Raw genomic sequence first — 19,487 nt, forward strand, 5'->3', positions numbered from 1 at the left:
GGCACTGTATTCAGAGGGAAGTGCCATGTCGTTGTTTAAACTCCACAAAATATCCTTAGTTGCTTTGGCTGTTGCCACAAGTTGTTATTCTGCAACCGTACTGGCAGATGACAGTAAAGCTGTTGATGAAAAAGAAATCGAAGTGATCACGGTAAAAAGCCAGCGTGGTTTGATTTCTTATGTCAGCGCATCAGGTGCGAAGTCAGACACTCCTATTATTGAAACTCCGCTGTCTGTGTCTGTACTGACGGAAGAGCGTATTGCTGATTTAGGCGCGCTGACGGTTCAGGATGCCTTGGGTTATGTGTCGGGTTTATACAACGGTCCTTATGGCCTGGATACCCGTGGTGACTGGTCTGTGATCCGTGGTGTGTCGCCGGTGCAATATCTGGACGGCCTGAAGTCTTTGTTTGGTTATTACAACAATGTACGCACAGAGCCTTTTGGCTTATCGCAAATTGAAATTCTCAAAGGCCCAAGTTCAGTCTTGTATGGACAGGGTTCTATTGGCGGTATCGTCAATTTAGTCAGCAAAAAACCTGAAGCGGCCACCAGCGGTCAGTTATGGGCTCAATTGGGTAACTATTCACGTAAACAACTGGCTGGTGATATCACAGGTTCACTGAATGACGATGAAACACTGCAAGGCCGTTTAGTCGGCGTATGGCGCGACAGTGATACTCAGACTGATTTTGTGCCGGATAACAGCAAAGCTTTAGCACCATCCTTCAGCTGGCAGGCCAGTGACGACACTAAAGTGACAGTACTGGGTAACTGGCAGGAAAAGGAATCTGGCACCAGTACGCAGTTTTTCCCGCATCAGGGCACTATTTTACCCAATGAGTTTGGCCAGATCCCAAGTAACCGTTTTGTCTCCGAACCAGGTTTTGACCGTTATGACACAGAGCAACAAGCAGCCACTGTGATCGTTGAACACAATCTGACGGATGACTGGGGTTTACGTGTCGCCAGCCGGTACAGCGACAGTCATGCCGATTACGACACTATGTATGGCTGGCCTCCTGTACTACAGGACGATAACCGTACTATCTCCCGTGTGGCTTACTTGAGTAACGCCGATGCCCGCTCAATCACCAGTGACGCTCAGTTACATGGCGATTTACAAACAGGCACAGTAGAACACAAGTTGGTGATGGGTTTTGATTACCAGAACGCCTACACCGACAATGATTCATTTTATGGTGCAGGTGGTTTATTGGACCTGTATAACCCTGTGTATGGTCAGGTGACAGATTTACCAACAGATGCTGATGTGACTGACTATGCGGCAAACAAGGTGTATCAGAGTGGTCTGTATCTGCAAGACAATATGAAAATTGCTGATACCTGGATGGTCTCTGCGGCGTTGCGCCGTGACCGCACTGTCAGCCGTACCGAGGGGGCCGATGCTGAATCTCAGTATGCCACTACAGGTCGTCTGGGCCTGATGTATCTGATGGATGGCGGTGTTTCGCCTTATATCAGCTACAGCGAATCCTTTGAGCCACTGCTGGGCGCTGACGCTTATGGTAAAGCCTTTAAACCTCAAACCGGAGAGCAGTGGGAAGCCGGTGTGAAATACCAGCCTCAAGGTACTGAACATTTACTGACGGCTGCTGTGTATCAAATTAACGAGCAAAACCGCACTACCACTTTAGCAGCTGACCAGTTGGGTGACCCGGATCTGATTGATCCAAACGGTCAAATTCAGGGCGGGGAAGTGACAGCTAAAGGTGTGGAGCTGGAAGCTCAGCTGGCATGGAAGCAGCTGGATATTTATGCCAGCTATGCCTATACCGACGCTTATGTCAGTCAAAGTAATACATTGGGTGAAGAAGGGGCTGATTTATCTGCAGTGCCGGAACAACAGGCTTCTGTTTGGGCGACCTGGCGTTTGGCTATGGTTGATGGTATGAAAGTCGGTGGCGGTGTGCGCCATGTAGGTAAAACATCAGACGGCAGCGCTTATGTCGCCATGAATGGTGTGGTGCTGAACGACCCGCTGACCACTCCTTCTTATACCCTGCTGGATGCCATGTTGGGCTATGAACTGGGAGATTACGATCTAAGCTTGCAGGTGCAAAACCTGACCGACAAAACAGTGATCACCTCCTGCCTGGTTCGGGGTGATTGTTTCTACGGTCAGCGCCGCTCTGTCAGTGCCAACCTACGTTATAAGTTCTGATAGACACTTTTATCGTGGCTTTGATGTAAAACCCCGGGTTATAAAGTCCCGGGGTTTTCTTTTTCCCTTCTTGTTGTTCAGCCACTGAGTCAGTTAGAGTGCATTTTTCTAATGAAATGGTGAGCCTGATGACTGCCCCATTATTTTTTGACAGCCCACAGGCCTTCCGATCCTGGCTGGAATTACACGCAGCTACAGCAACAGAGTTACTGGTAGGTTTTCATAAAGTAGCGACGGATAAAGCTTGTATGAGCTGGTCTGAATCTGTGGATGAAGCTTTATGTTTTGGCTGGATCGATGGCAAACGTAAGCGTATAGATGAACAGAGCTACAGCATACGTTTTACACCTCGCAAAAAAACCTCCATCTGGAGTCAAATCAATATAGATAAGATGGAAAACCTGCGCTCTCAAGGCCGGATGACTGCAGCAGGGGAGTTAGCTTTTTCCTACAGAACTGAACATAAATCTGCAATATATGCGCATGAACAGGAGACTGTGGCCAGTTTAACTGCAGAAGAATTACAGATTTTTCAAAGCAATACTTCAGCCTGGTCGTTTTTTGTGGCTACACCGCCAGGTTATCAAAAGGTGCTGCTGCACTGGATCTGTGGCGCTAAAAAAGCTGAAACCCGTTTATCCAGACTGGCTAAATTAATGGAAGCCAGCGAAGCGGGGAAAAAAATGCAATAGCGGACTAAAGGTTAATAAAAAGCCCCGCGGTTTTCACCAGCGGGGCTTTTTTGCATTAGCGGCTAATTAGTTCTTAGCAGCTGCAGCTTTCTTTTCTTTCTCTTTTGCAATCACTGTGTCAGCCACGTTTTGTGGACATGGTGCGTAGTGAGAGAATTCCATAGAGAACTGACCACGACCAGAAGTCATAGTACGCAGTGTAGAGATGTAACCGAACATCTCAGACAATGGTACGTCGCCTTTGATACGTACGCCAGTTACGCCAGCTTCCTGACCAGAGATCATGCCACGACGACGGTTTAAGTCACCGATTACATCACCTACGTGATCTTCAGGAGTGAAGACGTCAACTTTCATGATTGGCTCAAGCAGTTGCGCGCCAGCTTTTGGAATTGACTGACGGAAAGCGCCTTTAGCAGCGATTTCGAACGCGATGGCTGAAGAGTCAACTGCGTGGAAACCACCGTCGAATACTTCAACTTCAACGTCTAATACCGGGAAGCCTGCTAAAGTACCAGTGCTCATCATTGAAGCAAAACCTTTCTCGATTGCTGGCATGAATTCTTTTGGAACGCTACCACCAACAGTAGAAGAGATGAACTTGAAGCCTGAACCTTGCTCACCTGGACGAATGCGGTAGTCGATTTTACCGTATTGACCTGAACCACCAGATTGTTTCTTGTGCGTGTAGCTGTCTTCAATTTCACGAGTGATAGTTTCGCGGTAAGCAACCTGTGGCTGACCCACTACTAATTCAACACCGTAAGTACGTTTCAGGATGTCTACTTTGATATCTAAGTGCAGTTCACCCATACCTTTGAGGATGGTTTCGCCTGAATCCGGATCAGTTTCAACACGGAATGTTGGATCTTCAGCAACCATCTTACCGATGGCGATACCCATTTTCTCAACTGAACCTTTGTCTTTTGGTGTTACAGAGATAGAGATTACTGGCTCTGGGAATACCATTGGTTCAAGAGTACAAGGGTGTTTTGGATCACACAAAGTGTGGCCAGTCTGAGTGTTGTTTTTCAGACCTACCAGCGCGATGATATCACCAGCCTGAGCTGTGGTCAGGTCAGTACGGTCATTCGCGTGCATCTCAACCATACGGCCGATACGTTCTGTTTTACCCGTGAATGAGTTCAGCAGAGTATCACCCTTGTTCAGTACACCAGAGTAAATACGGATAAAGGTCAGGGCGCCGAAACGGTCGTCCATGATTTTGAATGCTAAAGCACGGAACGGCTCATCAGCAGAAACAATAGCGAACTCGCCAGTTTCAACACCTTCTTCATCAGTCAGTGGCTGTGGGTTTACTTCAGTTGGTGACGGTAAGTAATCAACAACAGCGTCCAGTACTAACTGCATACCTTTGTTTTTAAAGGCTGAACCACAGTAAGTTGGGAAGAAAGCCAGGTCACGTGTACCTTTACGGATACAAGCTTTGATCTGTTCAATAGTAGGTTGTTCACCTTCCATATATGCCATTAACAGGTCGTCATCTTGTTCCACAGCTGTTTCAACTAACTGCTCGCGGTACATTGCAACGTCGTCAGCCATATCAGCTGGGATATCTGTCACTGTGTAGTTTTCTGGCTGGCCAGAGTCATCCCACACGTAAGCTTTTTCAGTTAACAGGTCAACTACACCCACGAAAGTATCTTCACGACCAATTGGTAAAGTCATGATTAATGGGTGCGCGCCTAATACTTTTTTCACCTGTTCAGTTACACGGATGAAATCAGCACCGATACGGTCCAGCTTGTTTACGAAAATCAGACGAGATACTTTCGCGTCGTTTGCATAACGCCAGTTAGTTTCTGACTGAGGTTCAACACCACCAGAACCACAGAATACACCGATACCACCATCCAGAACTTTCAGAGAACGGTAAACTTCAACTGTGAAGTCAACGTGGCCTGGTGTATCAATAACGTTGAAACGGTGACCTTTCCAGTAGCAGCTGACAGCAGCTGACTGGATAGTAATACCACGCTCAGCTTCCTGTTCCATGAAGTCAGTGGTCGATTCACCTTCGTGAACTTCGCCCAGCTTGTGGATTTTACCGGTCAGTTTCAGGATACGCTCGGTAGTAGTAGTTTTGCCGGCATCAACGTGGGCGAAGATACCAATATTTCTGTATAAGGATAAATCTGCTGACATAGTCATCTCGATAAGCTAGGGTTTGAAAATAGTGCGACAATATACAGGAAATTATTCCAGTTTGCCCGAAAAAAAATCAGTGCGATCTTCTGTTTTTTCGAATTAGTCGTCAACTGCATTTTTATGAACTTTCAAAGCACAGAAACAATAGGTGATAAATGCTCTGGCGATGGCCTTACTTTGCTGTGTGGAGCAGCTCAGAATGGCCTCTGGCTGGTGGCTCTGAGGTTGGGTTTGGCAGGACTCCATAAAATCCAAAGGCCAGATGGAAAACTGGCCTTGGTTTTTAACTGAGGTTCAGAGTGGCTTAGCCCAGACTAGGATAGTCGGTATAACCTACCGGGCCTTTGCCATAAAACAGCTCTGGCCGCGGCTGGTTTAGTGGAGCATCGGTTTCCAGACGTTTTGGTAAATCCGGGTTAGCAATAAAGGGAATACCAAAGGCGATGGCGTCGGCTTTACCTTCAGCTAACCAGGCGTTGGCTTCTGCTTTGCTGAATTTTTCATTGGCGATCACAGGGCCACCAAACAGCTGTTTAATCAGCGGTGTAATGCTGTCTTCTGCCGGATGTTCGCGGGTAGAGATAAAAGCAATTCCACGTTTGCCCAGTTCAGTTGCTACATAACCAAAAGTGGCGGTGCGGTTGGAATCACCCATATCGTGCGCATCCATACGAGGTGCTAAATGCATAGCCACTCTGTCTTTACCCCAAACCTCGATACAAGCGTCTGTGATTTCCAGCATCAGACGGGCACGGTTTTCTAAAGAACCACCGTATTCGTCATCCCGTAAGTTGGTGCTGTCTTGCAGGAACTGGTCGAGTAAATAGCCATTGGCACCATGGATCAGCACGCCGTCAAAACCTGCGGCTTTGGCATTGACCGCACCCAGGCGGAAGGCTTCTACGACCTCTTTGATTTCGTTTAAAGATAAAGCCCGTGGCTCTTCATAATCTTTCATTGGGCGTAACAAGCTGACGTGACCTGAAGGGCGCAAAGCGCTCGGTGCTACTGGTTTTGCGCCGTCCAGATAAACTGGGTCAGAAATACGACCTACGTGCCACAACTGCAGGAAAATCCGGCTGCCTGCTTTATGCACTGCGTCAGTGACCAGTTTCCAGCCTTCAACCTGCGCTTGCGACCAAATACCTGGTGTATCAGGGTAACCTACACCCATAGGTGTGATTGCTGTGGCTTCGGATAAAATTAAACCTGCGCCGCTGCGCTGGGTATAGTATTCAGCCATCATGGCATTAGGCACACGGCCTTCGTCAGCACGGCAACGGGTTAAAGGCGCCATGACAATACGGTTTTTCAGGGTTAAATCACCCAGGGTGATCACATCAAATAAAGTTGGCATCTGTAACTCCTCAAAGTTGATCATTTAACCGCGCCAGAAACTGTTGAATAACCTCTTCATTGCGCGAGAAAAAATTCCACTGGCCTACTTTTTTGCTGCTGATAAAACCAGCACGTTGCAAAGTGGCCAAGTGGGCGGATACGGTGGACTGAGACAAACCTGTTTTCTGGTCTATTTTTCCGGCACAAACCCCAATACTTAGCGGGTGTTCCTGATCGGCGAAATAGACTTCAGGTTGTTTCAGCCAGTTTAAAATTTCCCGTCGCACTGGGTGGGACAGGGCTTTGATCATCTCGTCGAGTTCTGCAGAGCTCATCGTTTAATCCATATTTATATATCGCGATGCAGCGAAATATATATCGTCACTATTCGATATGCAACTTTTATTTTGTTCTGCCCGGTACATTTGTCTGCTGCTATGCTCAAAACAGACGTTCAAAGCAGGCACAGTGAGCGGGAATGGGTATGCATAGTTTTTTATCGTCACTGGAACTTCGTAGTAGCGAAAATGCGCTTTATGTGTGTTTTACCGGCATTCATGAAGATTATCTGACGGCCCGTTATGCCGAAGCCTTAGAGCTGTTCTGCCAGGCTATGCATGGTAACCCTTGGGCTCGTATTGTGGATTTGCGCCAGTGGTCAGTCACTGCGGTGCAAAACCAGAAATTGATAGAGCAATTATTACAGCTGGATTTAAAGCGGGGTTTAGCTTTGGAATACGTATTGCTACCGCCGGACTCTGTAGGGCGCTGGCAAGTAGAGCAGACTTTAAAAAGTTTAAATGCCTTTACGTCCACTGAGGTTTTTCATCCGACTAACGATGAAAACGAGGCTTTGGCTGGACTGGTAAAACAAGGCTTTTCGATCAATTTTGGTTCTGTGACCCGACATGAATCACGCTGCTGGAAAGTTCCGAAAACACCGGAGCCTAAAAGCTAAATTGCTAAAATTCAATACGAATAAACCATCTGATATTCGCAACGTAGTACGAGGTTTTTCAACTTAAGTTTACCGAAAATTAATAAATATACTTCTGATCTTTTTAAACAGCGACGCCGTTTTCTATTGCGGGTTTTATGTTCAACTAAAAGGAAATCAGAATGAAATTTCGCTCATTATTGAATTTAACCGTGCTCTCTGCAGCTTTAGTCGTCTCTGCTGCATCTTATGCGTCAGCCAAAGCTGATATCGTTGATACTGCAGTGGCTGCAGGTAGCTTCAACACGCTAGTGACTGCCGTAAAAGCAGCAGATTTGGTCGACACCTTAAAAGGTGCAGGTCCATTTACTGTATTTGCTCCGAATGATGCAGCTTTCGCTAAAATTCCGGCAGCAGATTTACAGGCGTTGTTAAAAGACAAAGCGGCTCTTGGCAATGTACTGACCTATCACGTGGTGGCAGGTAAAGTGATGGCTGCTGATGTAGTGAAGTTAACATCGGCCAAAACAGTACAAGGACAAGAGCTGAACATTGCGGTTAAAGAGGGTGTTGTTTATGTCGATGGCGCTAAGGTGATCAGTACTGATATTGAAACCAGTAACGGTGTTATTCACGTGATTGACTCTGTCGTTTTACCTGAATAGTTGCTTTTTAATCAGAGTAAAGGAGCCTTGTGCTCCTTTTTTTCTTTGCCTTTTTGGTGAGGGGAGCTGCGTAGACTAATTCACTGCTGTTAAACTGATGTTATTAAATATTAGTTTTATCTGTACAAGGATGATGGCTGTGAGTAGAGCGCTGCTGTTAACTCTTCTATTGTGGTGCACTTTTTGTCATGCTTCGACAGGGCACAGTGCTGTGATTTGGATGAAGAATGGCGACAGATTAACAGGCATTATCACTCAACAAGACAAAGATATCGTATTTTTAAACCTGCCTTATTCGGGACAGGTGCAATTACCCAGAACTCAGATTGAGCGCATTGAACAGCAAAAGCTGCTTCCTGTTATCCCCGCAGTTGTCGCTGTTGAAACTGAAGCTGTGGTGATTAAAAATCAGCCGGTTAGGCAATACAGTGTGGATTTAACCGCAGGAAAAAAACGCAGTAGTAGCAGCACCGACAACTTAGGCTTTAAAACCGCCTTTGAGCAACGTGATGACAATATGCGGCTGACCTTTGATGGCAAATACGATTACGAAACCAGTAACTCGTTAAAGAAAACTCACAAGTATCTGCTCAATCCCGGCGCTGACTATTTTTTCCAGCCGCAACTGTTCTGGCGGAATAAAGTGGATTATGCGCAGGACTTTATTGCATCCGATTATAAAAATATGGATCTGAGCTCAGGTGTGGGTTACAGCTTTTATGACACAGCTGAATTGCGGGTTGAATTTATTGCGTTGGCTGGTTTAAAGCGAACTTACTTTAAAGAAACGCAGGGTCTTGAGCTGTTTCTTGGTGACAGGCAAAGCCTGGATTTTCGCCATGTGCAGCTGGAATGGGATCTGCGTTATTTATGGCCTGAGAGCAGTTTTGAGGTATTCAGTGAAGGCAGTTACTTAAAACCTGTTAATCAGCCGGTGCAATACATTGAATTCAAACAGGAAATAAACCTGAGTTCAGGTTTGCATTATTATCTGACGGAGCGTATTCGTTTGTCATTTTCAGTCGATTTAGACTGGTCAAAAATTGATGTGGTATTGCCTGAATACTCCGGACTATCTGCAGACAGTCGTGATTTACATCAAAAACTCAGCATAGGCGCTAAGTTTTGAAAAAAGGGGCTGAGTAGTCAGCCCCTGAGTCATCAATTACAGACTGATAGAAGTACTGGCGCTGCACTTGGTTGTGCTTGCCGCTTCACAGACTTTGTAGCTATAGCTGCCACGGTTTAACGGGCCATCGCGGTGAGCTCCGTCGTTAGTCGTAGTCAGTACTTTTACGTTGTTGCGGTACAAGTCAACTGAACTGGTTGTCGCGCTACCCCAAGTCAGGTCGACATAACGTTTACCTTTACTGGTAAAAGCTTGTAATGTCAGACTGATGCCCGGAGTCGTAGCTCCACCACCACAACCGTTGGTCGTCAGGTATTGGTGCGCAGCTGCTGCCTGAACAATACCGTAACCGAAGTACACATCTTTACCTGCAGCACCAGAGTCTTTAGCTGTAGCTTTTAATGCATTACGGATCTGAGTACCGGTACAGCTTGGGTGATTTGACCAAACCAGAGCAGCAATACCTGAAACTGCAGGTGTTGCCATAGAAGTACCACTCATCAGGCCGTAATCGCTGGTGCCAATATTGATTGAAGCAGTAGTTGCTGCCAGCAGCGCAGTTCTATCTTCAAAAGCTGCACCTACAGCAGGGATGGATGTAGTATTGGCTGAACCTTCACCTAAGGTGCCGTATAACATGCCTGCCGTATTATTGATCAGCACAGCACCTACACCGCCAGAGTTCTGACAGTTTTTCACTTTATCGTGGAAAGAGATCACACCACGGTCAATCATACAAATCTTACCGGCAGCGCCTGAATTTACCGCTTCTGCTGTACCCATAAAAAATGTGGCGGCGCTGGCAGTCCCTGGGTTTTCCATCGCAGAAGTTGCATAAGGAGTGCCGTTGGCGCTTAAGGTTGCGCTGGTTGCCATATCGGCAGGGTAAGTGGATAAGGTATCTACACCACCTGCAGTGGCTTCCACACAAATAGTCTCATCCGTTTTGCCGTTAGCAGTACAGCTTGGGAATTGTGAGAAGTCTGCGATATTGTTGTTATTGTCGTTAGCACCGATCATCATGACAGAAGGGTAGCCTGCAGGGTAAGAGCGGACGTTGTTGCCGTCGTTACCAGCGGCAGCTATCACTAATCCACCAGCGTCGGTAAAGGTTTTAAAGGCGTTGGATTCAGTGGTATTGGCGCCACCACCACCTAGGCTCATGCTGATAATGTCAGAACCTGCGTTTTTGCATTTTTGCGCTGCATAAGCCAGATCCGACGAATAACCCCAGCCTTCAGCGTTAAATACTTTGATGATATGCATAGGTACGCCAGGGGCCATACCAATAACACCAACGCCATTGTCTGCAGCACCAATGGTTCCGGCAACATGAGTACCATGTGGACCACCGTTGACGTTCCAGTTGCCAGTGCCTGAGTCGTTATCACCAGTGATGCTGCCCCAGTTAAAGTCAGGATTGGATTGATCTAAACCTGAGTCGATGACACAGACTTTAATACCTGCACCAGGGTTAAATTGCACCTGATTGGCCTGAGATTGGTACACAGCATAAGGCGTGATTTGTTGTTGCATTGGGTCACCAGCGTCGTCATTAAATAACGCCATTGGTTTACGTACTAAGTCTTCTTCAACCAGTTTGATATGAGGGTTCTTCAAAATACCTTTGATTTCATCTACCGATCTGCCATTAAACTGAGCGGCGATAAAACCATCTGCATCCACTTTTACTTCACCCCCCAGCTGTTTTGTTAACGCTGTGATGATACCTTTGTTGGCATTGTCGACCTGAATAATGACCCGATCTGCTGCTGCCACAGTGGTGCAGCCTAAAGCCATTAAAGTAGCGAATGAAATTTTATTTAACTTACTGATTTTCATTGAGTTGTTCCCATTGCTTATTATTATATTCTCCACTGCGTTTATGCATCTGTTGTGCTTTTGTCGCAATAAATTGGAGTCTTGTCGCATTCGTGCTGTGTATCAGCAACTTCTAAATGCCATTTTTTGCTATGGAAAATCAATCAAATTATTAAACTTTGTTTTCAAATGTAATTAAATGTAAGCGGTAGCATGTACAGCAATTTGTACGAAAAATGACTGCAGACCGCTTAGACTGGTAAAAAAGCAAGCGATCTTAGAAATGCAAAAAACTGCTCAATAGCAGGACTAATCAGCGATCAGTTCTGCTGCAATTTTAAAACTCTTTTGCCGTGCTTTGGGGTCGTGCATCATTGCTGTCAGCATCAGTTCGTCCGGTTGATGTGTTGCAATAAAATTCAGAATACCTTGTTTTACTTCAGCCGGATTGCCAATGACAGAGCAGGCCAGAGCTTTTTCCACATAGGCTTTTTCATGAGTTTGCCAAATCTGATCCATATCCCCGACTGGCGCAGGCAGTAAACCTGGTACGCCCCGGACTAAATTGACAAACTGCTGTTGCGGTGACGTAAAGAGTCGATGAGCCTCTGCTGTAGTTTCAGCAGCAAATACATTCAGCGCCAGCATCAGGTAAGGTTTATCCAGTTGAGCCGATGGCTTAAATTCTCTGCGGTACAAAGCTGCCGCCTGTTCCATCATGGCTGGGGCAAAATGCGAGGCAAATGCATAAGGTAAACCCATATGGGCCGCCAGTTGAGCGCCGTATAAACTCGAACCTAAAATCCATAAAGGCACATTCAGGTTTTGCCCAGGTACGGCCTGTACCGCCTGATTTGGTTTGACTGGACCAAAATACTGCTGCAATTCAAGGATATCGCTTGGGAACTGATCTTCAGTTTCCATTCTGTTGCGCCGCAAAGCCCGTGCTGTCAGCTGATCACTACCTGGTGCCCGGCCTAAACCTAAGTCAATGCGGTCCGGATACAAGGTCGCCAAAGTGCCAAATTGTTCGGCGATGACCAAAGGTGAATGATTTGGCAGCATGATGCCACCAGCTCCTAAACGGATGCGTGAAGTGGCAGCCGCCAGATGGCTTATCAACAAAGAAGTCGCAGCGCTGGCAATTCCCGGCATATTGTGATGCTCAGCCAGCCAGTAGCGATGGTAGCCCAGGTTGTCTGCCTGTTGTGCTAAGGCTTTGCTGTTGGCAAAGCTATCGCTAATGGTACTGCCTGAAGGGACAGGGGCTAAATCTAAAATAGAAAAAGGGATCATCAGTGCTCCGCTATGCTGTGAATATTGCATTCAATACCGTTTGGTATAAAAGTAATAGTGCAATGGGTGCGCAGAGGTATGGATTCAAGTGCTTTGCTGTATTTAGTCCGATTTCGCAGCTGAGCACTCCGTTTTTTGCGATGGATAAAAGCAAGTTAAGCTAGTAAGACACTGTGAAGTTGCGGCAGATCAATAGAACAGGGCTAAATTCAGCTATGCTGGGATTAAACAACTAAGACTATGAATTATGGCCGGATTTGACGTTACATTGGCGCAGAACTTCCTGATTGCTCTGCTGATTGGTGCCTTGGTCGGGATTGAGCGGGAAAAACACAAAAACAATAACCATCCTGGCTCTTTTGCTGGCGTACGTACTTATATTCTGTTTGCTCAGCTAGGCGCCGTCAGTGCTTGGTTGTCGGTATTTTTACAAAGCCCCTGGTTGTTTATCGCGGCTTTAGCTGCAGTGTCTGTGATAGTGCTGAGCTCTTATTATCTGGAAAATAAAAACAACCCTGTGGCTTTGGGTTTAACAAGTGAGTTGTCTGCTATTACTGTGTGTTTATTAGGTGGCGCTGTGATTTTTGGTTTTGCCGAAATTGCCGTGTCTCTGGCTATTTTAACGTCGGCTATTCTGGCTTTTCGGGAGCCTTTGCACGGACTGGTCAGTAAAATTGGTGCTGATGATCTTTACGCGGGTTTAAAGCTTCTGATTGCCAGTTTTATTGTGTTGCCCTTATTACCTAATGAAGCCGTCGATCCCTGGCAAGCACTGAATCCTTATAAACTCTGGCTACTGGTGATTTTAATCTCCGGTTTATCTTTAGTGGGTTATATAGCGGTACGTTTTTTTGGTTCAGTGAAAGGCACTATGATCACAGCCCTGACTGGTGGCCTGGTGTCGTCTACCGCTATGACCTTAAGTTTCGCCCGCAGCAGTAAAACAGAAACCGACAGCGGCGCAGCCAACAGATTAGCAGCCGGAATTTTAGTGTCCTGGCTGGTGATGTTTGGCCGGGTATTGCTGATTGTGACCGCCGTCTCTGTGCCTTTAATGCAGCAATTACTCTGGCCTTTGCTGGGGTTGGCTTTATTAACGGCAGGCTTGGCGACCGCATTTTTTCTGGCAGGACACAGGCTGCAAGCATTATCGGCGGCTGATGTGTCTGTGAAAAATCCTTTTAGCTTATGGTCGGCTATTCAGTTTGCTTTGCTTTTTGCGCTGGTGTTGCTGTTGGTGAAGCTGGCAGAGCATTATGCGCCGGGTCAGGGGGTGTATTGGTTAGCCGCTTTAGCAGGCTTAACGGATGTCGATGCCATTAGTTTATCTTTAGCGGATTATGCAGGTCGCAGTCAGGCTGTTGATTTGGCCGCCACCGCTATTGGTATTGCCATCTTAAGTAATTCACTGGTGAAAACAGCCATGGTATGGGTGGTCGGTACTCAGACTCTGGCACTGCGTATCACAGCGGCCATGTTTGCGCTTGGGCTAGTGGGGCTTCTGTTATTTCGTTTTAGCTAAAAGCAAACACATTACGCAAGCAGAAGCTCAGTTTGCCTTAAGTTTTCACTTGCAGAATTAAAGAAGTAATTAAAACAAGAGGTAGGTATGTCGGGTTCACAACAAAGTTACAGCAACTGGATGGTACGTTTGCACTGGCTAACGGCGCTGTTGATTATCGCCATTTATGCCAGTATTGAATTCAGAGGCATTTTTGAAAAAGGCACAGCAGAGCGTGACCTGATCAAAGAGGTGCATTTTGTGCTGGGGTTAAGCTTGTGGTTGATTACCTTGCTGCGTCTTGTGGTACGGCGTTTTAGTGCTATTCCTGCAATAGAGCCGACGCCTTCGGCTATGGCTATTAAAATTTCTGGCCTGATGCACCTGGCACTTTATGGCTTTTTGCTGCTGATGCCATTGCTTGGATGGCTGATATTAAGTGCTGGCGATAAAGTGATCCCGTTCTGGGGTTTTCAATTGCCGCCGCTGATAGGGCCGGATCCTGATTTGGCTGGTTCCATTAAAGAAATTCATGAGTTAATAGGCACTGCAGGTTATGTGCTTATTGCAGTGCATACTTTGGGTGCGCTGGCGCATCATTACAGATTAAAAGACAACACCTTAAAACGTATGTTGCCCGCTTTATTTGACCAGAAAAGCTAAAACTGGTTGACTCAACCCTTTGAAACGTCTTAACTCTGGGCCCTCTAATGCGAGGGCTTATGAGCAGCAATACAGTCAAAGCAAAGCAAGCTTCCGAAATTACCTTGCCACCCAAAGATCTGGGTTGGGGTACTGTGCTGCATTTTCTGATTGAAAAATTCAACCGCATCGACGAAGCCATTTGGCGACAACGAGTAGCGGATGGCAAAGTGCATTGGTTTGGTGGTGAAGTGATCCATGCCAACACCGCCTTTTTACCCAGCCGCAGAGTCTGTTATTACCGTGAAGTCGCAGCTGAGCCTGTTATTCCTTTTGCGCATCAGATTGTTTATCAGGACGAACATATAGTTGTCGCCTGCAAACCGCATTTTTTACCTGTGACACCTGGTGGTGAATTCGTCAACGAATGCCTGCTCGAACGGGTAAAGCGGGATACCGGATTACAGGATGTAGTCGCAGTGCATAGATTAGATAAAGAAACAGCGGGTTTGGTGCTGTTTTCTGTCAATAGCCAAAGCCGGCCTTTGTATTATCAGCTGTTTGCTGATGGCAAGATCCGTAAAAGTTATCAGGCAGTCGCCCTTTTATCTGAAGCACTACAGCAGTTGGATTTACGACAGCACTGGCAGGTTAAAAACCGGTTGGAAAAATCCACACCAGCTTTTTTAATGCAGCAAGTGGAAGGGGAGGTCAATGCGTTTTCCAGCCTTAGTCTGGTAGACAAACGTGCTGAACTTGGTTTGTTTGAATTAAGCCCCCATACAGGTAAAACTCACCAGTTGCGCTTGCATATGCTGTCTTTGGGTTGCCCTATTTTATTTGATAAATACTACCCACAGTTATTACCAAAAGAGCCAGGGCAGCAGTTGGATTTCACACAACCTTTGCAATTGCTGGCGAGGCACTTAAGTTTTACCGATCCGGCCACTGGATTGGATCATCAATTTGAATCAAGCCGCCAGCTACAAAGCTGGCCTGTTACTACAGAGTCGAAGGAAAACTAATGTCTAAAAAAGTTTATTGCATCGCCCAGTTTTTACCTAAGCCCGGCAAAGAAGCTGAACTCTTTAAAGTGCTGCAAGGCCTGGAAGCCAATACCTTACGTGAAGATGCCTGCCTGCACTACAGAGTCACCCGTCACATTCCAAGCCCTTTTGCCGAAGGTAAAAGTTTCCCCATTGTCTTTAATGAAATTTGGGCTGATATGAAAAGCTTTGAAGCCCATTGCCAACGCAATGAAATTAAAGACTTTTTCCAGACCTATTGCCTGGCTGAGACGGGTTTAGCTCAGGACTGGAATGTCTGTGTTTACACGGATGAACCAGAAAACTTTGATGCACCAAAGCTGGATTAAGATTTTACAGCGCTGATGTCAAAATTTGCTGTAGCAGCTGCATGCCTTGTTGCTGCTGTTGACTGCTGGTGCCTGAACTGTGGTTTTGCAAGAGCACCAGCGTCAGATTTTTTTCAGGCAAGGTTAAAATAAACTGACCACCAAAACCCCAGGCAAGCTGCGCCTGTTGCCCTGACAAACTGCCTAACCACCATAAATAACCATAGTTGGACAGGTTCAGGTTGGCGAGTTGATTGCGAGCTGTAGTATGTGGGCTGGCTGCCAGCTGTAACCAATTCGCAGGAACAAGCTGCTGCTGTTGCCACTGACCTTGCTGTTGTATCAATAAACCAATTTTGGCCAAATCCCGGGCGCTGATGGTTAAACCTGCGCCTCCATTAATGTATCCATCCTTTAATAATTCCCACTCCGCACTGTTGATGCCTAAAGGGCTAAATAATTCCTGTTGTGCATAGTCTGAGGTCGGCATCGCTGTCGCTTTTTGCACTATGACCGACAACAAATGCACTGCTGCTGAGTTGTAGTTAAAGCTGGCACCAGCTGCACTACTCATCGCTCGCTGTAACACATAGCGGGTTGGATCCTCCGACAAGACCCAGTTGTTGTAACCTGCAGTGGTACTTTCATCCCAGCTGATGCCTGACGTCATGGTCAATAAATGCCGTATCCTGATATCCGCTTTGTCCGTCAGTAAAGCCGCATAATCCTCCTCCAGAAAGTCAGAGATGGGTTGCTCAATACTTTGAATATGACCTTGCGAAATGGCTTTTCCAATCAATAACATCATCACAGTTTTAGTGATAGAACGGGTTTGTAATAAATCTGCTGAAGTTTTGCCGTGGTAATAGGCTTCACCTACTAATAAGCCGTTGCGAACCACGACCATCGCATACAGGGAGGGCAGGTTTTCCCCACTTTGAAAGGCTTGGTCCAGAATTGTTCTATTAAAGTTCTCTGCTTCTGCCGTGCTGCTTTGCCAGCCATTGCCAGAGGTGGCATGCCAAATCACATTGGTGCTGGCAGGTGGTGGGGGAGTTGGTGCTGTGTTGTCTGACGAGCCACCACCACAGGCGGATAGGAACAATGCTAGCCATAAAAGGTGAAATCTGACTTTAAACATAAGCATACTCCTGCTGCATTTTGCTTTGTGTTCAAAAAACGTCGGTGAATTAGAAAAACTGTAGCAGGCAGAAGTGCTGTCGTCACAGTTGTTTAATGCAGCTTGATTTGTCGGATACTCTGGCCTGGATTAGCTATTCATTTGCGATAAAGACAAAACGTCAGAAACCACCTTGTGTTTTTATCTTTTAGTCGCAAATCTATCTTGTCTGGTGTGTAAAGGAAGAGGGTAACCCTATCATAAGGGCTTATTTAGTTACCTGGTCCTGAACATGTCAAAATCTGTATTTAGAAAACTGCCTGCCCGCTCTATGGCTTATGTGATGCCACTGATTTTATCCATTATTATGAGCTGTATTGTATCTTTGATCAGTACATTAAAAAGTACTGGCTTTAGCGGTTTTGAGCTGAATATCTGGTTGGGGGCCTGGGGATTGTCCTGGGTAGTGGCTTATCCGGTGTTGCTGTTGATATTACCACTGGTGCGCAAGTTGACTGCGTTGATTGTCGAAACACCTTAAACGTCACTCAGCAATAAAAGCACAAAAAAACGCCGGTATTAAACCGGCGTTTTTATCATAGCAAGAAGGTCTTAAGAACCTATCACGCCGCCATCATCTTTGGTGATAATCACAGTTGCAGAACGTGGTCTGCTGGTGCCGTCATTGGCTGGCCAGTTACTGGTGAACTGGGTTGGGGTTGAGCGATCGCCCGGGTGCTGGATATTTATAAACATAGTCTTTAAATCTGGTGTAAAAGCTATGCCTGTTACTTCTGCATCCACTGGGCCAACAAAAAAACGTTTTACGGTGCGGGTTACAGGGTCTGCGACCAGCATCTGGTTATTACCATAAGGGCCTTCACCTTGTTGAGAGCCACTCATATCGGTTTGGATCCACAGCAAACCGTTGGCACTGAACATTAAACCGTCCGGGCTTGCCATATGGTTATCTGCTGTCAGCGTCAGATTAGTGCCCGGTGTTGCAGTACCTACGTCACCAGCCAACAAGAAGATATCCCAGTTAAAACTTAAACCCTGAGTCGCAGCGTTTTCTTTCCAGCGAATGATATGACCTGTGGTGTTATTGGCGCGTGGGTTAGGAGCATCGATTTGCTCTGGTTTACGGCCTGTGTTGTTGGTCAGTGTAAAATACACCTCACCTGTCGTTGGATGCACTGCGCCCCACTCAGGTCTGTCCATTTTAGTCGCGCCAGCGATATCGGCGGCCAGACGGGTGTTGATTAATAAGTCGGCCTGGCTGTCGAAACTAACGCCAGCTAAAGCAGCTTTCGCCATCAGATCCTGATTATTGATATCTAATGCCAGCCACTCACCAGAACCGTCAGCATTAAACTTAGCCACATACAAAGTACCGTCATTTAATAAATGACCACCAGCTGTAGCGGCAAAGTAGGCTGCTTTGGATACGTATTTGTAGATGTATTCAAAGGTAGAATCATCACCTGAATAAGCTGTGATGGGCTGGCCTTCAACTACTGGTCCAAAAATAATGCCTTCGTGGCCAAAACGGCCTAACGCTGTGCGCTTTTGTGGCACGCTGTCCGGGTTAAATGGGTCAATCTCTACTATCCAACCAAAAGTATTTGGCTCGTTGCGGTAATCTTCGGTTGCATCAGCGCCCAGGCTGGATGCATTAAAGCGCTGGTACTGATCGGCGCCTGAATCTGCCGTTTCCCAAAAATAACGGCCATTGCTGCTACTGACGCCATAACGGCTGTGTTCACGAGGTTTAGTGGCATCGGCATTCATAAAATAACCTGCCCAGTTTTCTTCGCAGGTTAAATAAGTGCCCCAAGGCGTATAGCCATTACCACAGTTGTTTAAGGTACCGCGGGTGCGGGTACCATCCTGGCTGTACTTAGTGACGACTTTGGCATCACCACGTACTGGCCCTGTTATATCCATAGGGGTTGCACCAGTGATACGACGATTCAGCGGACTGCCTTGAACCAGTTGGAACTGGCCTTGTGCGTCTTTTTTGATATGAGCCACAGTCACGCCGTGTGCTGCCACTTCCTTACGCACTTCATCAGCAGGACGCGGTAAACCTGTAGGACCCATAGGGTGCAATACGTTGGCATCCAGGTATTCATGGTTAAATACCAGTACACCTTCGTCGCTATTTTTATTGCTGCTGCGCGCATCTAACGGGAAAAAGTGCATACCGTCGTGGTGTGCGCCCACTTGCTGTTCCATATCGGCGCCGCTGTTGCTGCCATCAACCAGATAAGCCGGGTAACTGCCTAAAAGTGGGGTGCCCATAGGTAAAAATGGACGTGCCGTATAACCAGCAGGAACTGTTGCCGTATCTAAACGGTTGGCTGCAATAGCAGTAAAACCTAATAATACCGGAACAGGTTCAGGTTTTACAGCCACAGGGCCTGTGGCAGGTTCTGCGGTATCGCTGCTGCAACCTACTAAAGCTGTGCCCATAATGGTGGCTATGGCGGCGCCCAATGAGCCTTTTAAAAAGCTGCGGCGTGAAGCCAAAACGGATTGAAAATCCGGGTTATCTGAAAAGTTCGTTTGTGGATCTATGCCCGAGTTATCAATCTGGAAATTTTTGTTCTGCATTTTGACTCCGATGTCGGTTTAA

General features: G+C 46.6%; 17 protein-coding genes. 10 read left to right on the forward strand and 7 right to left on the reverse strand.

Going from position 1 to position 19,487, the window contains the following annotated elements; genetic code table 11:
- Window positions 1-25: 25 nt before the first annotated feature.
- Both LSG34_RS12105 and LSG34_RS12110 read left to right on the forward strand, forming a co-directional pair.
- Window positions 26-2,185, forward strand: coding sequence for a TonB-dependent siderophore receptor (locus LSG34_RS12105; protein ID WP_233009361.1), 2,160 nt, complete (start codon window positions 26-28; stop codon window positions 2,183-2,185).
- 128 nt (window positions 2,186-2,313) lie between these two features.
- Window positions 2,314-2,877 carry a YdeI/OmpD-associated family protein gene (locus LSG34_RS12110; RefSeq protein ID WP_233009362.1) on the forward strand — a complete coding sequence of 188 codons (564 nt, stop codon included), beginning with the start codon at window positions 2,314-2,316 and terminating at the stop codon, window positions 2,875-2,877.
- A gap of 66 nt (window positions 2,878-2,943) precedes the next feature.
- Here the strand turns inward: LSG34_RS12110 and fusA are convergent, their stop codons facing one another.
- The 3 genes from fusA to LSG34_RS12125 form a co-directional block, all read right to left on the reverse strand.
- Window positions 2,944-5,049 (reverse strand): elongation factor G, encoded by a 2,106-nt coding sequence (gene fusA, locus LSG34_RS12115; protein ID WP_456300275.1) that lies wholly within the window; start codon window positions 5,047-5,049, stop codon window positions 2,944-2,946.
- Between the two features lie 301 nt (window positions 5,050-5,350).
- Window positions 5,351-6,403 (reverse strand): alkene reductase, encoded by a 1,053-nt coding sequence (locus LSG34_RS12120; protein ID WP_233009364.1) that lies wholly within the window; start codon window positions 6,401-6,403, stop codon window positions 5,351-5,353.
- A gap of 10 nt (window positions 6,404-6,413) precedes the next feature.
- Window positions 6,414-6,719 carry an ArsR/SmtB family transcription factor gene (locus tag LSG34_RS12125; RefSeq protein WP_233009365.1) on the reverse strand — a complete coding sequence of 102 codons (306 nt, stop codon included), beginning with the start codon at window positions 6,717-6,719 and terminating at the stop codon, window positions 6,414-6,416.
- A 149-nt stretch (window positions 6,720-6,868) separates the two neighbouring features.
- Between LSG34_RS12125 and LSG34_RS12130 the strand changes: the two genes are divergently transcribed.
- From LSG34_RS12130 to LSG34_RS12140, 3 genes are all read left to right on the forward strand, one after another.
- Entirely contained in the window at window positions 6,869-7,342 is a 474-nt protein-coding gene (locus LSG34_RS12130; protein WP_233009366.1) for a hypothetical protein, read from the forward strand.
- 161 nt (window positions 7,343-7,503) lie between these two features.
- Complete coding sequence (locus LSG34_RS12135; protein WP_233009367.1) at window positions 7,504-7,986, forward strand: fasciclin domain-containing protein; 483 nt, start codon at window positions 7,504-7,506, stop codon at window positions 7,984-7,986.
- A gap of 139 nt (window positions 7,987-8,125) precedes the next feature.
- Entirely contained in the window at window positions 8,126-9,115 is a 990-nt protein-coding gene (locus LSG34_RS12140) for a DUF481 domain-containing protein (protein WP_233009368.1), read from the forward strand.
- A gap of 36 nt (window positions 9,116-9,151) precedes the next feature.
- On the opposite strand, the gene LSG34_RS12145 is transcribed toward LSG34_RS12140, so the two are convergent.
- Entirely contained in the window at window positions 9,152-10,957 is a 1,806-nt protein-coding gene (locus tag LSG34_RS12145) for a S8 family serine peptidase (protein ID WP_233009369.1), read from the reverse strand.
- A 288-nt stretch (window positions 10,958-11,245) separates the two neighbouring features.
- Window positions 11,246-12,232: an LLM class flavin-dependent oxidoreductase gene (locus LSG34_RS12150; RefSeq protein WP_233009370.1), complete on the reverse strand. Its 987-nt coding sequence runs from the start codon at window positions 12,230-12,232 to the stop codon at window positions 11,246-11,248.
- A 247-nt stretch (window positions 12,233-12,479) separates the two neighbouring features.
- Between LSG34_RS12150 and LSG34_RS12155 the strand changes: the two genes are divergently transcribed.
- The 4 genes from LSG34_RS12155 to LSG34_RS12170 all read left to right on the forward strand — a co-directional run bounded on the left by LSG34_RS12155 (window position 12,480) and on the right by LSG34_RS12170 (window position 15,750).
- Window positions 12,480-13,754 carry an MgtC/SapB family protein gene (locus tag LSG34_RS12155; protein WP_233009371.1) on the forward strand — a complete coding sequence of 425 codons (1,275 nt, stop codon included), beginning with the start codon at window positions 12,480-12,482 and terminating at the stop codon, window positions 13,752-13,754.
- 87 nt (window positions 13,755-13,841) lie between these two features.
- A complete protein-coding gene (locus LSG34_RS12160; RefSeq protein WP_233009372.1) occupies window positions 13,842-14,396 on the forward strand; it encodes a cytochrome b in 555 nt (184 codons plus the stop codon).
- Window positions 14,397-14,455: 59 nt separating this feature from the next.
- Entirely contained in the window at window positions 14,456-15,400 is a 945-nt protein-coding gene (locus tag LSG34_RS12165; protein ID WP_233009373.1) for a pseudouridine synthase, read from the forward strand.
- Window positions 15,400-15,750: a putative quinol monooxygenase gene (locus LSG34_RS12170; RefSeq protein WP_233009374.1), complete on the forward strand. Its 351-nt coding sequence runs from the start codon at window positions 15,400-15,402 to the stop codon at window positions 15,748-15,750. The genes LSG34_RS12165 and LSG34_RS12170 overlap by 1 nt, the downstream gene beginning before the upstream one ends.
- 4 nt (window positions 15,751-15,754) lie before the next feature.
- On the opposite strand, the gene LSG34_RS12175 is transcribed toward LSG34_RS12170, so the two are convergent.
- Window positions 15,755-16,870, reverse strand: a complete 1,116-nt coding sequence (locus LSG34_RS12175; RefSeq protein ID WP_233009375.1) for a serine hydrolase domain-containing protein — start codon at window positions 16,868-16,870, stop codon at window positions 15,755-15,757.
- Between the two features lie 271 nt (window positions 16,871-17,141).
- Between LSG34_RS12175 and LSG34_RS12180 the strand changes: the two genes are divergently transcribed.
- Window positions 17,142-17,390, forward strand: a complete 249-nt coding sequence (locus tag LSG34_RS12180) for a DUF2798 domain-containing protein (protein WP_233009376.1) — start codon at window positions 17,142-17,144, stop codon at window positions 17,388-17,390.
- 71 nt (window positions 17,391-17,461) lie between these two features.
- Here the strand turns inward: LSG34_RS12180 and LSG34_RS12185 are convergent, their stop codons facing one another.
- Window positions 17,462-19,465, reverse strand: coding sequence for a PhoX family protein (locus tag LSG34_RS12185; protein WP_233009377.1), 2,004 nt, complete (start codon window positions 19,463-19,465; stop codon window positions 17,462-17,464).
- Between the last annotated feature and the right edge of the window lie 22 nt (window positions 19,466-19,487).

The organism is Rheinheimera faecalis (genome assembly GCF_021290965.1).
GTDB lineage: Bacteria > Pseudomonadota > Gammaproteobacteria > Enterobacterales > Alteromonadaceae > Pararheinheimera > Pararheinheimera faecalis.

Bases quoted from the DNA above. Each gene is read 5' to 3' on its own strand.
- LSG34_RS12120 (WP_233009364.1), bottom strand. From the start codon at position 6,403: ATGCCAACTTTATTTGATGTGATCACCCTGGGTGATTTAACCCTGAAA.
- LSG34_RS12170 (WP_233009374.1), top strand. From the start codon at position 15,400: ATGTCTAAAAAAGTTTATTGCATCGCCCAGTTTTTACCTAAGCCCGGC.
- LSG34_RS12130 (WP_233009366.1), top strand. From the start codon at position 6,869: ATGCATAGTTTTTTATCGTCACTGGAACTTCGTAGTAGCGAAAATGCG.
- LSG34_RS12145 (WP_233009369.1), bottom strand. From the start codon at position 10,957: ATGAAAATCAGTAAGTTAAATAAAATTTCATTCGCTACTTTAATGGCT.
- LSG34_RS12160 (WP_233009372.1), top strand. From the start codon at position 13,842: ATGTCGGGTTCACAACAAAGTTACAGCAACTGGATGGTACGTTTGCAC.
- LSG34_RS12135 (WP_233009367.1), top strand. From the start codon at position 7,504: ATGAAATTTCGCTCATTATTGAATTTAACCGTGCTCTCTGCAGCTTTA.
- LSG34_RS12175 (WP_233009375.1), bottom strand. From the start codon at position 16,870: ATGTTTAAAGTCAGATTTCACCTTTTATGGCTAGCATTGTTCCTATCC.
- fusA (WP_456300275.1), bottom strand. From the start codon at position 5,049: ATGACTATGTCAGCAGATTTATCCTTATACAGAAATATTGGTATCTTC.
- LSG34_RS12125 (WP_233009365.1), bottom strand. From the start codon at position 6,719: ATGAGCTCTGCAGAACTCGACGAGATGATCAAAGCCCTGTCCCACCCA.
- LSG34_RS12165 (WP_233009373.1), top strand. From the start codon at position 14,456: ATGAGCAGCAATACAGTCAAAGCAAAGCAAGCTTCCGAAATTACCTTG.
- LSG34_RS12185 (WP_233009377.1), bottom strand. From the start codon at position 19,465: ATGCAGAACAAAAATTTCCAGATTGATAACTCGGGCATAGATCCACAA.
- LSG34_RS12150 (WP_233009370.1), bottom strand. From the start codon at position 12,232: ATGATCCCTTTTTCTATTTTAGATTTAGCCCCTGTCCCTTCAGGCAGT.
- LSG34_RS12105 (WP_233009361.1), top strand. From the start codon at position 26: ATGTCGTTGTTTAAACTCCACAAAATATCCTTAGTTGCTTTGGCTGTT.
- LSG34_RS12110 (WP_233009362.1), top strand. From the start codon at position 2,314: ATGACTGCCCCATTATTTTTTGACAGCCCACAGGCCTTCCGATCCTGG.
- LSG34_RS12155 (WP_233009371.1), top strand. From the start codon at position 12,480: ATGGCCGGATTTGACGTTACATTGGCGCAGAACTTCCTGATTGCTCTG.
- LSG34_RS12180 (WP_233009376.1), top strand. From the start codon at position 17,142: ATGTCAAAATCTGTATTTAGAAAACTGCCTGCCCGCTCTATGGCTTAT.